This is a genomic window from Paraburkholderia sp. CI3, assembly GCF_050436505.1.
Taxonomy (GTDB): Bacteria; Pseudomonadota; Gammaproteobacteria; order Burkholderiales; family Burkholderiaceae; genus Paraburkholderia; species Paraburkholderia tuberum.
The window spans coordinates 862,000-878,039 of record NZ_JBNDMI010000003.1 but is presented as its reverse complement, the minus strand read 5'-3'; the positions used below and the strand labels follow the sequence as shown (position 1 = coordinate 878,039).

At 61.8% G+C, this 16,040-nt stretch carries 14 protein-coding genes and 3 pseudogenes; 2 read left to right on the top strand and 15 right to left on the bottom strand.

The window, feature by feature from the left end; all coding sequences use genetic code 11:
- Positions 1-108: 108 nt before the first annotated feature.
- The 10 genes from eutC to OKW29_RS12765 all read right to left on the bottom strand — a co-directional run bounded on the left by eutC (position 109) and on the right by OKW29_RS12765 (position 10,734).
- Positions 109-906, bottom strand: coding sequence for an ethanolamine ammonia-lyase subunit EutC (eutC, locus tag OKW29_RS12810; RefSeq protein WP_429291308.1), 798 nt, complete (start codon positions 904-906; stop codon positions 109-111).
- A complete protein-coding gene (locus OKW29_RS12805; protein WP_429291307.1) occupies positions 903-2,297 on the bottom strand; it encodes an ethanolamine ammonia-lyase subunit EutB in 1,395 nt (464 codons plus the stop codon). The genes eutC and OKW29_RS12805 overlap by 4 nt, the downstream gene beginning before the upstream one ends.
- 28 nt (positions 2,298-2,325) lie before the next feature.
- Positions 2,326-2,982, bottom strand: a complete 657-nt coding sequence (locus OKW29_RS12800; RefSeq protein ID WP_429291306.1) for an HAD family hydrolase — start codon at positions 2,980-2,982, stop codon at positions 2,326-2,328.
- Positions 2,983-3,064: 82 nt separating this feature from the next.
- Complete coding sequence (locus tag OKW29_RS12795; protein ID WP_429291305.1) at positions 3,065-4,597, bottom strand: sodium:solute symporter family protein; 1,533 nt, start codon at positions 4,595-4,597, stop codon at positions 3,065-3,067.
- Complete coding sequence (locus OKW29_RS12790; RefSeq protein WP_429291304.1) at positions 4,594-4,851, bottom strand: hypothetical protein; 258 nt, start codon at positions 4,849-4,851, stop codon at positions 4,594-4,596. The genes OKW29_RS12795 and OKW29_RS12790 overlap by 4 nt, the downstream gene beginning before the upstream one ends.
- A 278-nt stretch (positions 4,852-5,129) precedes the next feature.
- Positions 5,130-6,065 carry a phosphotransferase gene (locus OKW29_RS12785; protein ID WP_429291303.1) on the bottom strand — a complete coding sequence of 312 codons (936 nt, stop codon included), beginning with the start codon at positions 6,063-6,065 and terminating at the stop codon, positions 5,130-5,132.
- Between the two features lie 4 nt (positions 6,066-6,069).
- Positions 6,070-7,020 (bottom strand): phosphotransferase, encoded by a 951-nt coding sequence (locus OKW29_RS12780; RefSeq protein WP_429291302.1) that lies wholly within the window; start codon positions 7,018-7,020, stop codon positions 6,070-6,072.
- A 5-nt stretch (positions 7,021-7,025) separates the two neighbouring features.
- Positions 7,026-8,306, bottom strand: a complete 1,281-nt coding sequence (locus tag OKW29_RS12775; protein ID WP_429291301.1) for a Zn-dependent hydrolase — start codon at positions 8,304-8,306, stop codon at positions 7,026-7,028.
- A complete protein-coding gene (locus OKW29_RS12770; protein ID WP_429291300.1) occupies positions 8,284-9,042 on the bottom strand; it encodes a DeoR/GlpR family DNA-binding transcription regulator in 759 nt (252 codons plus the stop codon). The genes OKW29_RS12775 and OKW29_RS12770 overlap by 23 nt, the downstream gene beginning before the upstream one ends.
- A gap of 258 nt (positions 9,043-9,300) precedes the next feature.
- Positions 9,301-10,734 carry an amidase gene (locus OKW29_RS12765; RefSeq protein WP_429291299.1) on the bottom strand — a complete coding sequence of 478 codons (1,434 nt, stop codon included), beginning with the start codon at positions 10,732-10,734 and terminating at the stop codon, positions 9,301-9,303.
- 197 nt (positions 10,735-10,931) lie between these two features.
- On the opposite strand from OKW29_RS12765, the pseudogene OKW29_RS12760 reads away from it, so the two are divergent.
- Positions 10,932-11,114: pseudogene (locus OKW29_RS12760) on the top strand (MFS transporter); the annotation flags it as partial.
- Positions 11,115-11,391: 277 nt separating this feature from the next.
- On the top strand, positions 11,392-13,002 hold the full coding sequence (locus OKW29_RS12755; RefSeq protein WP_429291298.1) for a glycoside hydrolase family 28 protein: 1,611 nt from the start codon (positions 11,392-11,394) through the stop codon (positions 13,000-13,002).
- A 97-nt stretch (positions 13,003-13,099) separates the two neighbouring features.
- Here the strand turns inward: OKW29_RS12755 and OKW29_RS12750 are convergent.
- The 5 genes and pseudogenes from OKW29_RS12750 to OKW29_RS12730 all read right to left on the bottom strand — a co-directional run bounded on the left by OKW29_RS12750 (position 13,100) and on the right by OKW29_RS12730 (position 16,031).
- Positions 13,100-13,810: pseudogene (locus tag OKW29_RS12750) on the bottom strand (TetR/AcrR family transcriptional regulator).
- Between the two features lie 105 nt (positions 13,811-13,915).
- A complete protein-coding gene (locus OKW29_RS12745) occupies positions 13,916-15,205 on the bottom strand; it encodes an NAD(P)/FAD-dependent oxidoreductase (RefSeq protein WP_429291297.1) in 1,290 nt (429 codons plus the stop codon).
- A 119-nt stretch (positions 15,206-15,324) separates the two neighbouring features.
- A pseudogene (locus tag OKW29_RS12740) lies at positions 15,325-15,444 on the bottom strand (dihydrodipicolinate synthase family protein); the annotation flags it as partial.
- On the bottom strand, positions 15,416-15,736 hold the full coding sequence (locus OKW29_RS12735; RefSeq protein WP_429292546.1) for an SOS response-associated peptidase family protein: 321 nt from the start codon (positions 15,734-15,736) through the stop codon (positions 15,416-15,418). The pseudogene OKW29_RS12740 and the gene OKW29_RS12735, both read right to left, overlap by 29 nt.
- A gap of 43 nt (positions 15,737-15,779) precedes the next feature.
- Positions 15,780-16,031 carry a hypothetical protein gene (locus OKW29_RS12730; RefSeq protein WP_429291296.1) on the bottom strand — a complete coding sequence of 84 codons (252 nt, stop codon included), beginning with the start codon at positions 16,029-16,031 and terminating at the stop codon, positions 15,780-15,782.
- Positions 16,032-16,040 lie beyond the last annotated feature (9 nt).

Here is a 16,040-nt window from a genome sequence, read left to right as displayed (position 1 = left end):
TTATTTCGTTCGGACTGGAAATAAAATCGTCAACTGACGCTGTCAGATCCCAGTGCCACCGCGATTCCGGATTGATAAAATTATTGCGTTCTACGCTAAGACGCTTCGCTAGTTCGCATCCGGTGCTGCGATCGCCGTGGATGCGTCTTTGGGCGCCTCTTCCAGCAATGCATCGCTCTCGTCTTTAAGTCCCACGCCAGTGAGGCCCAAGCGGCGCGCATGCGTCAGCAGATAGTGCAGCTTGTGCGCGGCTGCGCCGTGACTCAATCCCTCGGGGCGCACGTTCGAAATGCAATTGCGTTGCGCATCGGTGCACCCTACTTTAGGCGCGAACGTCAGGTAGATGCCGAGGCTATCCGGCGAGCTCAGCCCGGGACGTTCGCCGATCAGCATCACGACGAGCCTGGTCCGCAGAATTTCGCCGATCTCATCGCCAAGCGCCACCCGTGCCTGCCGAGCGACCACCACCGGACCGATTCTCCAATCCGCAAGGCGTAAAGAGACGGCCCTCAAAAGCGGAATGGATTGCTTTGCAGCAGCACAGGCCGACAGCCCATCGGCAATCACGAACACCACTTCCGGCGCTTCGATGGCGGCTTGCGCAAGCGCCTCGCGGCTCTCCTCCGACAGGCGTCTCCCCAGATCCGGACGCCGCAAGTAATGCTGACGGTCCGGCGCAGCACTATGCACATCGAGCGTGGTGAAGCCGTTCGCGCGCAACTGCTCATGCAGCGAATCGGCGTCGAGCGGATGATGCACCGCATCGCGTGCCTGCGCGTGCGATAGATTGAACGCGAGCAGCGGCCCGGTCGGCAGGCTGTTGCCGGCACGACCCAATGCGATACGCGCATTGGTGAACTGACGCAATGCGCTCCAGGGGTTCTTTTCGAGGAAGTCGTTGCTCATGCGATCCCCATCCATTCGCGCGCACCTTCCAGCAAAGGTTGCCGTATCGCGCCATTGAGCAACACGCCAAGCGCGTCGGCGACCTGCATCGACTCCAGCCACTCTTCGAATTCCGGCGCACGCCTTAGGCCCAATACGTCGCGCACATAAAGCGCATCGTGGAATGAGGTGCTCTGGTAGTTCAGCATCACATCGTCCGCGCCGGGGACGCCCATGATGAAGTTGATTCCCGCGACGCCGAGCAGCGTCAACAGGTTGTCCATATCGTCGTGATCGGCTTCCGCGTGGTTCGTGTAGCAAATGTCGCAACCCATCGGCACGCCGAGCAGCTTGCCGCAGAAGTGATCTTCGAGACCCGCGCGCGTGATCTGCTTGCCGTCATAGAGGTATTCCGGGCCGATGAAACCGACCACCGTATTGACGAGAAACGGATTGAACTTTCGTGCCACCGCATAGGCGCGCACTTCGCAGGTCTGCTGGTCGACGCCATGATGCGCATTCGCCGACAACGCGCTGCCCTGCCCCGTTTCGAAATACATCACGTTGTTGCCGACTGTGCCGCGATTGAGCGAGAGCGCCGCTTCATAGGCTTCCTGCAGCAACGCAAGCGAAATGCCGAAGCCGGCATTCGCTTTTTCCGTACCGGCAATCGACTGAAACACCAGATCGACCGGCGCGCCCTTGCCGATTGCGGCAATCGTGTTGGTGACGTGCGTCAGTACGCATGATTGCGTCGGCACCTGATAGCGTTGCCGGAAATCGTCGACCATCAGCAGCAGCGTGGTGATCGCGGCCAGGCTGTCGGTAGCCGGATTGATGCCGATCATCGCGTCACCGCAACCGTACATCAGGCCGTCGAGCATCGAGGCGGCGATGCCCTTGACATCGTCGGTCGGATGATTCGGTTGCAAGCGCACTGACATGTGGCCAGACAATCCCACGGTGTTGCGAAAGCGTGTGATCACCGGACGCTTGCGCGCCGCCGCGATCAGGTCCTGGTTACGCATCAGCTTCGACACCGCGGCGACCATCTCCGGTGTGAGGCCGGCGGAGATACGCGTGAGTGCATCGGCATCCGTCTCGCTGCTGAGTAGCCAGTTGCGGAAATCGCCGACCGTCAGATGGGATATCTCGGCGAAAGCTTCGGGCGAGTGATCGTCCATGACAAGGCGCGTGACTTCATCGCTTTCGTACGGAATCAATGCCTCGTTGAGGAAGGTGCGCAACGGCACCTGCGCGAGTGCCATCTTGGCTGCGACGCGTTCTTCCTCGCTGGCCGCCGCGGTGCCGGCGAGCTGATCGCCCGAGCGCAGCGGGCTCGCCTTCGCCAGCAACGTTTTAAGATCGTCGAACCGGTAGGTGCGTGTGCCGATCGCTTCGGTATAGCTCATCTCGCGTTGCTCCAGAGTGCCGCGCACGTTAGTGCCATGTCAACACAGGCCACCCACACTCCTTCGCATGCGCTGCCAGCACCTGGTCCGGATTGACCACATGCGGCCTGTCGACCTCGCACAGCAGAGGTAAATCGTTTCGCGAGTCGGAATAGAAGCTGGCACCGGTCAGGCTTTCGTCGTGCGCCTCTAGCCATGCGCGCAGCCGAATTACCTTGCCTTCCCGGTACGTCAGTACGCCGGAGGTGCGTCCCGTATAGACACCGTCCTCCGTCTGGATATCAATCGCCAGAACATGCTTGATACTGACTCGCGCCGCAATTGGCTCGACCAGATGCGCGCTCGACGCCGAGATAACCAGCAGGGTGTCGCCACGCTGGCGATGGGCGTCGATCATATTCCGTGCGTCGGCCCGAATCCTCGGCTCGATCACCTGTTCAACAAACGCATCGATCTGATGGCGCACATCAACGACGCGGCGACGGGCGAGCGGTGCGAGTGTTGCTTTCATGTAATCGTCCATCGTAAGCAACCCTTCGCCGTAGGCACGCATCATCTCGTCGTTTTGCCGTACAAATGCATCGCCGTCGCCGACCCATCCCAGGCGAGCCATCTCGCTGCTCCACAAATTCGCGCAATCTCCATTGATAATCGTGTCGTCAAGATCGAAAATCGCTAAAGTCATCCGGTCTCCGTTGAGTCAAATTCTCGATGCCGCGGCAGCATCAAAATGCGAGATCCATGCCGGCCGCCGCGGCCGCTTTTCCTTAATGTGTTACCGGTACGGCGACCGTCGAAGGTGCGCGGCCGCGCACAGGCTTCGCGAACAGCCGGTCGAGCCGGGCGATCTCGTCGGTCGACGGCTTGATCGCTAACGCAAACACGACGAACACGACGAAGTTCGCGGCGAGCCCGACAACCCCGCTGGTCAGCGAACCGAGCGCGCGGATGTCGTCCGGATAGACGGAAGTCAGCACGATCGCGATTGCAATGCCCACCAGCATTCCCGCAATCGCGCCCTGCTTGTTGCCACGCCGCGTGAAGATGCCGAAGAACAGCGGGACCGCAAGCTGGATGATCCCTTGATATGAAATCTGCGCGAGTAATTGCAGTCGGCTGTAGTCGAAAGTCAGATATGCAAGGATCGCCGCTGCGACGATGAACACGACCATGCCCGCCTTGGACAACACCATCAACTGGCGATCGCTGCGCGGCGTATTCCACGTCGCGAGGTCGTTGGCGAACTGCGTGCCGCAGACCTGCACACAACCGTCGACATGGCCGATGCTCGCCGCAAGCACAATCACGATTGCTACCGCGAGAAGCCACGGGCCGCCGATATCGGCGAGTGCGACGAACCAACCGTGCTGCGGCTGGGCGGCTACGTTCGGGTCCTGACTCGCGGCAGCCGCGAACAGCATCAGGATGCAATAGAAGCCGCCGACCAGCAGCATCGTCAGCAGCGTGCCCTTCTTGACGGCCCTTACGCCGCTCGCCGTATAGATCCGCTGGAAGCTCATCGGCCAGCACATTGAGCCGATCACACCGGTGAAGATCAGGCTGAACATGTACCAAGGACCGTAACCGGTATGCGCGTCGCCAGGAATCAGCAGCATCTTCGCCGGCAGTTGCGACAGGTTCGAGAATGACGCGTGGTTGCCGAATAGCAGCAGGATGCACAGCACCGCGCACAGCACGTACGCAATCAGCCCCTGGAACATGTCGGTCATGATCAGCCCCCGCATCCCCATGCTGACGGTCCAGTACTGGCGGATCAGTACAATCACAACACCAGCAGTCAGGCAGGCCGTCACGGTCCACTGGCCGAACGTTGCGAACTGGAATAACGTCGCGAGCGCCTGGATGCCCATCACGACCCACGGAAACACCGAGATGATCCCGATGATCGACGCGATTCGCTTGACGACCGGGCTGTTGTAGCGCATGCCGAGGAGGTCCGGCTGCGTCGTCAGGTTGAACTGCCGGCCCCACGACCACGCCCGGTTTGCCATCAGATACATCGCGGTCACGCCGAGCGTCGCGTAGACCATCCCGTAGAAACCGAGCACGCCGCCGACCGACAGCGCGAAGAACGCGGTGAACGTCGAGCCGGGCCACCACGAGTTCGTGTAGCTCATCGCGACGAACCACGGGCCGTACGAGCGGCCGCCGACGGCATAGTCGGAGAAGCTTGTGCTCCGGCGGTTGGTCGCATACAGCACCGCGATCATCGCAACGAGAAACACGACGATCATGCCGAACGTGACGACCGGGTTGCCGGGATTCGTGAAGTGGGTCATGTCGGTTCTCCTTCGTTTGCGAGTTCGCCGGACACGCCTTCGGCCACGTACAGCGCCCATATGCCGAGCCCGACCAGGACCGCGTTCGCGATCCAGTAGAAGATCGGCAGCGGTACGCCGAGCACGAGTTGCTTACTGCCGCTGACGCCTAGATAGAACGGCGGACACAGCGCCATCAGAAGAAGCAGGAAGAAATAGATGCCGAATACAATCTTCTTCGAATTCGGCATCGAGCTTTGGATCGATTCAGGCATGATCGGCTCCTCGCTAGCGGCGGGTTGAAGGACACGAATGGAACGCGCTGTCATCTCGCACGCCCAGCCGATAGGCACCACCTTCGGCGTACCGGACCGAAGGTGGCGTCAGATCCGCCCCGACGCGGCCAATCACTTTCAATTGCGATTTGCATTCCTTAATAACCATAATGCCTTCCCATCCTGAAAATGAAATCGGGTTCTCAATAGGTCGTCAAGCTCAAGCGTCGGCGCAGAACCAGTTCATGCACGGAGCTGTTTTCAAGCGCCTACTTTCTTCACGCCTGTCTCAGCCATGTCTCCCACTGCGGGTCCTGAAAGACGATGCGAGCGCGCATCTGTTTCCAGAACCCGTACTTATAGAAATCGAAATCGAGCCGCGACACCGCACGCTGCACCATCGCCCACGTCGACCATTTCAGATCGGCGAGCGCCTTGTTCAACTGCACACGCGCGACGACCTGGGGCGTCACGCGACCGAAATAGTCCTCGAGCAGCGCGAGTTCCATCCCAGGCGCGAAGAACATCTCGCCGAACCACAGGGCGAGCTCGTAATGCCGGTCGTTGTTCGACGCGTACTCGAAATCGACCAGGCGAATCTCGCGCGCATCGTTCAGCATGAAGTTGCCGGCGAGGGTATCGTTCATGCAGGGCGCGAGATCCAGGCCCGACGCTTCGAGCGCCGCACGGGCACGACGGTATTGCTGGCACAGCCAGTCGTGATCCGGGGGTTTAACCGCGTGCAACGCTTCGACCTGCTGCTGATGTTCGTCGATCATGTCAAACATGGTCTTCGTCTGAGCGAGCACCGGCTGATCATTGAACGCCTTCAGTGCACGCAATGCGTTGTGCCGGACCTCACGCTCGAGGAAGTCGAGGTTTGACGACGCGCGCCAGCCTTCCATGAACTCGAACACCTCGACGCCCAGGTCCTCGAGGAACGCGATCACCGGCGCGCCGTAGCCGGTTATCGCGGCCTTCACGCTCGCTTCGTGTGCAGTGCGGCGGTCGATAAACATCTCTGTGCCCTGGCCCGGCACTTTGAAAAAATACGCAGTCTGCGCGCCGTCGACTTCGACGCGCCAGTTCGTGTTCGAGATGCCGCCACCTACCGGTGCGTAGCGAATGTCGTACCCTTTCCATGCAGGCATTTCACGAATCGCCGCTTCGATCTCGTGTTCATGATGGGTCTGAGCCTGACCGAGTGCTTTCATCGAATCATCCCTTCAGCAGATGAAGCCAGCCTTCGAAGCGCGCGTCCTGAATGCCTTGTCGGCAGCGCAACGAAGTCCATTGAGCGAGTTTCGTGAATTCGAGACGGCGCGGTGACGTCGTGCCTAGCCACAATCCCCACAGTGTCCAGTACCAGTCGTTGACAAGCGCATACAGACGGCAACGCGCGTAGTCGGCTTCGTCGCAACGGCCAGCCCAGCGCACGATGCCCTCCCGCCATTGGGGCTCGAACTGATACAACTCGTTCAGCGTGATAGCCACGTCGTACCAGGGGTCGCCGCAGCCACCGTAATCGAAATCGATCAGTTTGAGTTCGCCTCGCGGGCCAACCATCACGTTGCTCGCAAGGCCGTCACCGTGCAGTGGCACGACCTCTACGTCCGATGCCTGCAACGCATTCCATGCACGATCTATGCAGTCGTCAGTCCGCAACCCGTCGATCGGCAATTCCACCGCATCACGTCGACACAGCGCCCGAAGTCGGGCGATGTCGTCCATCGGAGACGAGACAAACATGGGCGCAGGACCGTCATGCACTTGCCGCTTCGCCGCCCACAGCGCGTCGAGACGCTCGGGTGACGCCAGATCGTCAACGCGCGCCCAGCGCCATTTGGAGGCCTCCAATCGATCGAACAGCAGCACGCCGCGCTGCATATCAACGATGCGCAGCGCGACCGTTGCTTCCGCTTGTGCCGCACAGCGGCTCGCGTCGACGGTCCGCGCAACGTCGATCAATTCTTTCATATCGTCGTGCAGCACTTTCGCATACCACGATTGAGCGCCCACCGCGACGACGAAGCCGGCCCATTCGGTCGCGAGCCGCGTCGGCGACGCGACTGCTCCGGTGCCGTGCCCAACCTGCGCGTCGTTGCCTAGCCCTACTGCATGCAGCGCGTCGAGCAATCGAAGGGATTCAGGCGATTCCGTCTGCATCATCGTCCTCAAAGGTAGCTCGACGATTCAGTGCAGATGCGCTCCAGCAACGCGCTCAACAGACGCAGGCCATTGTGCAGATCGGCATCAGCGGTGTACTCGGCTTCGTTGTGCGAGACGCCCCCGCGGCTAGGTACGAACAGCAGGCACGTCGGCGTGACGCGACTCATGCTAATCGCATCGTGGCCGGCGACGGTGACGCTATCGCCCGCTGGCAGGTCGAGTTCGAGGCTGACGTCGTGGGCAAGTCGCGACAAGCCATCATGCAGCTTCAGCGGGGCGCGAAGCTGGCGGCTTTCGATCTCGATGCGCGTGCCGGTCTGTTCAGCGATATTCCGCAAGATCGGCTCGAAGCATGTTGCAGTGCCGTCCAGCAGGGCAGTGGACGGCGAACGGAATTCAATGTGTAGTATCGTCCTCGACGGCACGACGTTCGGCGAATTCGGATATACGTCGAGGCGGCCAACCGAACTGTGCATTTGCGCGCCGTGCCGCACGGCTTCCGCATGGACCGCGGCGATCGTGTGCGCTGCCGCCAGCAATGCATCGCGCCGGTCGGCCATCGGTGTAGGGCCGGTGTGATTCTGCTCGCCGTCGAAGCGCACTCGCCATTTCAATGCGGCCCACGTCTCGCGGACCACGCCAATTGCGAGCCCCTCGCGCTCGAGATTCGACGCCTGCTCGACATGCATCTCGACATATGCGGCAATAGGCAGATCGAGCATCGCATCGCCGAGATAGCCAATCTGCTCCAACGCACTCTTCAGCGTGACGCCTTGCCGGTCCTCGCATGCCCACGCGTCGTCGAGCGACATCGCGCCGGTGAACACGCTGCTACCCGTCAGGCTCGGCTGGAAACGCGCGCCTTCTTCGTTGGTCCAGTCAACGACCGCCAGATTGCATGGCGCACGGTGACCACTCGCGCGAAGCCTCTGCGCGATGCCGACGATCGCGGTCGCGCCGGCAAGCACGCCGTATACACCGTCAAAGCGGCCGGCGCTCGGCTGGCTGTCGAGATGCGACCCGCACAACACGTACGGCGCGCCCGGCGTCAAAGTCACAAGCCCGAAGACGTTGCCGATTGCATCGATGTGCACATCGAAACCGTGCTCGTCGAGCCAGATGCGGAACAGATCACGAACCTGTCCGTCCTGGGCCGACGCCGCGAGCCGATGCAGACCGCCGGCCGGCGTCGCGCCAATCGCGGAGCTTGCGCTGAACAGCGCGTCGAACGCGCGCAACTCATCGGCGTTGGGTTGAACCAGTTCAGGGATGGACGATATCGACATGAGCTTGTTCCAGGCGGTCTATGTAGTCGGCCGACAGCGGGCGGTTTGTGACGAGCGTCGCGATCGCGTCGAACGGTAGTGTGTTGATGAACGTGCGATGGCCAAACTTGCCATCGTCGGCGAGCACGACGCTACGCACGCAATGCACAACAAGCGTTCTGCGCAGCATGGCTTCGGATTCTTCGTAATCCATCAGCCCTAGCTTCAGATCGACCGCGCCAATGCCCATAAAGGCGATGTCGTAATGGAACTGACGGGCGAATTCGAGCGTGTGCGGGCCGATCAATGCGTTGTCGTTGCGACGGACGTCGCCTGGTGTGACGAGCACGTGGTTGTCGCTCTGCTGCGTCAGCAGTTGCGCAATGTCGAGCGAGTTCGTGACGACTCGCAACTGGCTGAAGCTTGTCAGCTGATGCGCGAGTGCGAGTGTTGTCGTGCCGGTGTCGAGGAACAGCGCCATTCCCTCCTGCACGAGGCCGCTTGCGCATTCGGCAATCTTCGCTTTCGCCTGTGTCCTGATCCGGTTGCGGACCTGCAGCGGTTGCTCCTCGTTAAGCCGCGGCAGGATCGCGCCGCCGTGAACGCGACGCAACTTGCCGAGTTCTTCGAGATATTTGAAGTCACGGCGAATCGTTTCTTCGGAGACGACCAGCTGCGTAGCGAGGTCGGCGGCCTTCACGCGTTTCTGCTGGCTCAGAAAACGCATGATTTCTTCGAGGCGAGGCTGATTCAGCATAGGTAGATGAGTCCGGCGGACAGGGAAGCAACCAGTGTAACGAGGTTTGCCGCGCGTTCGGATCACGCGGTAGCAGCGCCCGGATTGTGCCAACAGGCGGTGGTGCGTCGGCGTGGCCTCGTCCGCGTCGAGACGTTGCGCCGCTTGCAACTTCGTTTGTTGCTGGAGCACAGGTCTCGGCGGTGCCATCAGCGCGCGCCGTTCTGGCCCGGCACCGACTTGATGTGCGTCGAAATGGCAGATCGTCACGGTGCGCTCCTAGCCGACGAGCAACGGCGGCAGCCGATGTTCCCACGGCGCAATTGCCTCGAACGCCGCGCAGAACTGCAGCACGTCGCCATCTGCGAAGCGCGGCCCGATGACCTGCAAGCCGATTGGCAAACCTGACGGACTCCAGCCGCACGGCACGCTCGCCGCTGGGTTGCCGGACAGATTGAATGGGTACGTGAACGGTGTCCAGCGCGCCCACGGCACCGCGGTGTCGTCGACGCCATCGAGGTCAGATGGCGCAATCCGGTCCGCATCGAACGGAAGAATTGGCAGCGTTGGCGTCAGCAGCAGATCGAAGCGCTCGAACAGCTTGTGGACTCTGCAAGCGAACGCCGCGCGCTGCTGGACCGCGGTCAGATAGCCGGCCAGATCGTAGTCCGCAGAACGTTCGATTAGCGTCGCGAAGCCCGGTTCGAGCTCCTCCTTGCGATTGGCAAGCGACTTGCCGTACACGATTCCGCGGCCGCCGACCCATAGGGCCTCGAACGTCGGCAACGGGTCATCCCATTCGAGTGCGGGCATATCAATCGTGACTGGCAGCGTCCGCGCAATCTGATTGACCGCCGCTTCAACTGCTGCCGCAACAGCCGGATCGACGTCAACGTTGAACAGCGTCGGACAAAACGCGACGCGCAGCGGCCGCAGCGGCGAATCGCAACGCGCGAGGAACGTTTCAGTCGGTGCTGGCAACGCCTGGTGATCGCGTGGGTCGGGACCGGATAGCACGTCGAACAGCAGCGCGCTGTCGCGCACCGTCCGTGTGATCGGGCCGGCATGGCTGAGCATTTCGGTCGCCGACCAAGGCCACGTCGGAATCCGGCCGAGCGAGCCCTTGAGCGCGAACGTGCCACAAAACGCACTGGGAATCCTTACCGAACCGCCACCGTCCGAACCGAGCGACGCGGGCACCATCCGTGCGGCGACCGCGATCGCCGAACCCGAACTGGAGCCGCCGCTCGTGAGTTGTGGGTTCCAGGGATTGCGGCCGTTGCCGAATACGCGCGACAGGCTCGCGCCGCTCCAACCGAACTCAGTCGTCGCGGTCTTGCCGACGATGATCGCCCCCGCATCCTTCAGGCGTCGGATAATCGGCGCATCATCCGACGGTACATAGTCGAGCGCGGTCAGCGAACCCCGCGTCGTCCGCAGTCCAGCGGTCGAAAACAGGTCCTTGACGCCGAACGGAATGCCATGCAGTGGCCCTCTAAAACAGCCGCGGGAGGCTTCGAACGTCAACGTTTCGGCCTCAGTCGCCGCCGTTTCGGCGTAGATATCGCCGAATGCGTTCAATGTGGGATTGTGGGTTTCTATCGCTTTCAGACTGTGCGCTATCAACTCAGCCGGCGTCAGGCTGCCGTTCCTGATCCGATCAGCGGCATCAAGAACCGTCGGCGCAAAGACGCATTTTGACTGGTATTTCATCCTAAATCCTGAATGGGACAGCGCATTGGCTGGTTGGATGCATTACAGGTTGGACAAAAACTGGTGTCAAGCGCGTTTTATTGGTTTTGTTGGTTTTGTTGGATATGTTGGGTCCCACCATCCATTCTAATCAAGCGCTCTCGCTGGCAAATCAGGCGCTCGAGAATTTGCGTCGACCAGGCAGGAACAGTCTCACGGGCATCTTCAACTTCGCCGCGAATCTGGCGGGTATCGTGACACCGCTCGTGGTGAGCCCGATCGTTGCGGCGACCGGTTCGTTCGTGGGCGCGCTGGTATTTATCGGCGTCGTCGCGTTGGTCGGTGCGCTGTCGTACATCTTCATCGTCGGCGATATCAGGCGGATCGTGCTGGTAGATTAATTCTTCCCGCTCAGCCTCGTTTCATCTGACGATCGCTGTTTCGTTCGAATCCCCGATTGTCGTCGCAGTGCGGCGGCAACCGGGGATTTTCGCGTTTGGGGCCGGCTCCTGGCATCCAGGTTATACGATGTCTTATCGCACCGGTATGACCCAGCAAGACCTGCCGGGGCGCAGGGTAAACCATCTTGTATGACATCCCATCAATGAGGAGAATGGCTTCAACATAGATTCCGAGTCGTATCTTCAAACCATGGGAGGAGACATGAGGACGGGATTGTTGGCGATTGCACTGGCATGCATGACGGTTGCGGGCTGCGGCGGTGGTGGGATACCGAACAGTGATTCCGACGCGACGGCCGCGCCCAAGTCGGCCGCGCCCGCGAAGCCGGCGTCTTCACCGAACGTCAAGACGACGTTCAACGTCGCGGAGTTCGGCGCAAAAGGCGACGGTTCGACGGATGACACCGCCGCGATCCAGAAAGCACTGAATGCCGCGAGCGCCGCGAAGGGGACGGTCGTATTTCCGCAGGGCACGTTCATGACCGGCGCGCTGTTCGTCGGTTCGAACACGACGTTGCAGATCGATGAAGGCGTGACGCTGAAGGCCATCCAGGCGCAGAGCTGGTGGAATATCGAAACCACCATCGCGTCCGGCGCGACGAACGGTTTCTATCCCGATGGTCTTTCGCTGTATCCGCAGGTGCCGACCCGCGTGCAGGGCATCGAGATGAACTGGGCATCCGCGATCATCAACGTTCGCGACGCCGACAACGTGACGATCACCGGCAAGGGCGTGATCGACGGCAACGGGCAATCGTGGTGGTCGCACTATTACGCCGATGGCACGACGTTCCATTCGTCGCTGGGTGTCACATGGGCGCTGAACTGGGACGAGCAGCGGCCGCGCGGTATCGAAACGTACAAGTCGACGAACGTCACGATCAAGGACGTGACCGTGCAGAATTCGCCGTTCTGGACCATCCACCTGTGCTACTCGGACCAATTGCATCTCGACGGCGTCCACGTCTACAACTTCCCGACGGCAGCGACCGGCATCATGCCGAGTACCGACGGCATCGACATGGACTCGTCTACGAACATTCTGGTCGAGAACGCGGATATTGTCGCGAACGACGATGGCTTCGTCATCAAGTCGGGCCGTGACGGCGACGGGCTGCGCGTGAACAAGCCGACAGCGAACGTCGTGATCCGCAACTCGACGGTGCGCGCCGGCGCGACTGCGTTTACGATCGGCAGCGAAACCTCGGGCGGCGCGAACAATATCGAGGTGTCGAACATTCAGGTCTCGCCGCTGACCGCGCAGATCAACAGCAACGTCGGCTACAAGACGGGCGGGCCGGCTGTCTACAGCGTGTTCGTGTTCAAATCCGCGCCGACGCGTGGCGGCGTGATGGAAAACGTCTATATCCACGACATCAACGTCGACGACGCGTACTACTTCATGCAAGGCAACGAAAACTGGCCGGCCGGCGGCACGGTGCCGGCCACGTTCGGCACGACGTATGTGGAACCGCCGTACTGGCCGTCGATTCTCGTGATGCCGGCCAACGCGTCGGACGGCTATCCGATTTTCCGCAACTTCAGGTTCGAGAACATCAGGATGAAGCACGTCGAGAGCGCGGTGTTCGGCGTCGCGGGTTATACGATCGCGGGTGAAGCGGAAAAGGGCCGGTTTACCAATTTCACGTTCAACAACGTGAACATTACGGCAGTCAAATCATCGGGCACCTCCGTGGGCGCCGGTTCGATCGCCAATGCGGGCAACTGGACCTTTACCAACAGCACGATCAAGAACGCCGCAGGGGCAAACCTCGTGCCGACGTTGGCGACCACGTCGACTGCCGTCACCGGTTTGCCGGGACAGTAAATGGTTGAACGCGCTTCGTCTCGCGAAGCGATAAAAAACGGGATGTGGCTTTCACCACATCCCGTTTCCGTTTCGGCCGTCGGCTACGCGACCGGCCTCAATCGTCCTTCTTTACGAGCCGCAAGATCGCATCGACGATCATCGCCCGATGCCGCGCCCGCAGCCGCGGATGCGACGGATCGCGCCCAAACGCGGTGCCGAACGTATGCCGGTTGCCCACGCGATGAAAGCACAGCGAGCTGATCATCAGATGCCGATCGATCGGATCGATGTCGCTGCGGAACTGGCCCGCCGCGATGCCGCGCGCGAGCAGATCCTCGATCGTGTGAATCACGGTGACGTTGCGTCCTTTGAACGTCTTGACCTGCTCGACGTACTTCGCGCCGTGAATGTTTTCGATCGTCACGAGGCGCACGAAGTCGCGCTGGCGGTCGTGGTAGTCGAACGTGAATTCGACCAGCGCGCGCATGCCCTCGACCGGATCGAGTTCGCTGACGTGCAGATCCTGTTCGAGCGCGCGAATGTCGCCATACACCTTTTACAGCACCGCCTGGTACAACCCTTCCTTGCTGCAGAAGTAGTAGTACAGCATGCGCTTGGTGGTGTTGGTGCGTTCCGCGATCGCGTCGACGCGGGCGCCCGTCAGTGCCATCGCGGAGAACTCCTGGGTCGTGACGTCGAGAATATTGCGCTTCGTCTGCTCGGGATCGTATTTGCGTCGGGCGTCGACACGTCGGTCTTCGCCGTGCGGCGCGTGGGACACGATGCCGTTGGTATCAGGCTCGGCGGCCTTGCTTCCCTTTTTCATTGTGGTTTCGAGCGGCAGTGACGGCGCATTCTAGCATGGCGAAATGGGCCTCTGGCGTGGATCCCGGGCATCGACGAAGGCATCTCGAAGGAGCTTGCGTGGCGCTTACGCGACCGGGCGCGTGGGCCGGCGGCACGCGGCGAGTGCGTCGCGTGTTTGCATCGCGGTGTACGTGAGCTGCGCGGCCGCGAGGCCGAGCGCGCCGTACGTGCGCGCGAGGCCGAAGGTCGCGAAGGCGTCAGGCACCGGCCGTTCACCGGAGATGGCCGCGGCCAGCAGTTCGCCCGACACCGTGGTCGGCGCCATGCCGTGTCCGCCGAAACCGACCGCGTACCAGACGCCGTCCGTGCTTTGGCCGATCTGCGGCATCTTGTGTCGCGCGTAGCTCATCAGGCCGCCCCATGCGTGCTCGATGCGCACGTCGCGCAGCTGCGGATAGACCTTCAGCAGGTCCTGTCGCAACAGACGCGCGATCGCCTCGGGCTCGCGGTCGCGCACGGAGATGCGGCCGCCCCACAGGATGTGCGTGTCGGGCAACGGGCGGTAGTAGTCGAACGCGAAGCGGGTGTCATAGATCGCGGCGCGGGTGGCGATTGCGTCGTGCAAGCGTTCGCCGAGCGGCTCCGTTGCCATCACGTAGGTGGCGACAGGCAGCACCGCGCGCTCGACGCGCGCGTACACGTTGCGTGCATAGCCGCCGCCCGCCATCACGACGTGACGCGCGTCGAGCGTACCTTGCGGCGTCTCGACGACGAAGCCCGCGCCGTCGCGCCGCAAGCTGACGACCGGCGAGCGCTCGTGTATCGTCACGCCCGCTTGCGCGGCCGCCGCGGCGACGCCGACAACGTACTTGAGCGGATGAAAATGGAACGCGTTGCGCTCGAACAGGCCGCCGTGATAGCGGCTCGTTTTCAGATGCGCGGCGAGTTGGTTGGCAGCGATCGGTTCCCAGTCGACGCCGAACGAATCGCGCATCAGACGCCGTCGCGCTTCGAGACGCGCAGGTTCGTCGAACCAGTTCGCGAGGATCACGCCGGCATCGGTCGCGTCGCAATCGATCCGATAGCGCGCAATTCGCTTGCGCATCAGCTCGACCGCGTCGGTGGTCAGCGCATAGAGTTCGCGGGCGCGAGTCGGCCCGAGCGTCTTCAGCAGGTCGGCGCAATCGAGGCTGTAGCCGCCAAACACGAAGCCGCCGTTGCGTCCCGATGCGCCGAAGCCGACCTGCTGCGCCTCGAGCACGACGACGTCTTCGACGCCGCGTTCGGCGAGGCCCAGCGCGGTGGAGAGTCCCGCAAGACCGCCGCCGAGGATGCAGACGTGCGCGCTGCGTCGGCCGTTGAGCGGCGCGTAGGCGGAGGAGCGGGTGACGGTGGTTTCGTAGAAACTTTGCATGGGGCGCGAGCTTGTGGGCACGCTTGTGGACACGCCCTAGGTTAGCGGCAATCGCGTGTGCCCGTCCAGCCCGCGTCAGTCCGCACGTCGGCAGGCACCCCGCTGCACTTCAATGTGTGTCATCGACCCCAGCGCAGCACGAGCGGATCCAGCCGGCGCGCGATCTTCAACAGCCCTTCGCGCGTCGCCGGATGCATCTGCGGCAGTGGATCACGCACCGCGTCCGGACGGATCACGCCAGAACCTGTGACACGGGATAACGGCGAGTTGCAGCCGGTTCCACGCTCCGCTGAAGCTGCGCTTCTGACCAACAGTCTCGGCACGCGCGTTCATCGTGTCAAAGACCTTCACCCGGGGCGGAATCCGCTCGCGTGGGACCATTCCAAAGGTTGCAGCGTCGGTCGATAGCTGACCGTCGATGTGGCGGAAAATCGGGGCAGCGTAATCCTTGTAGATCTCGCGACGATAGTCGAAGGATGGCTTGGGGAACAGGCTGAACGCCTCGAACTCGAACTCGAACTCGAACTCCATCTGTCCGGGCGCCTCGTAACTGTTACACATTACCTTTCCTCCTTCAGTCTTCGGGAGCAGGAATAGGGGAGCGCTCCGTACCTTGCAGGTAGGCGAGCAGGCGCTGCTCGGCACCCTCGTACTGATGCAGCGGGGCGGTGCGTAGCTGGGCGTCGTGGAGGGCGAGAAGCGCGGTGAACGTGGAAACGCAATCTTCGTCGAGTGACCAGCCTTCCTGCTTACCGCTCTCGTGCGCCTTCATCGACGGGGCGGCTGCGATTGAAGCAGTCGAAGCCATTGAGTCCTGGTCGCGCATCCCGGCACC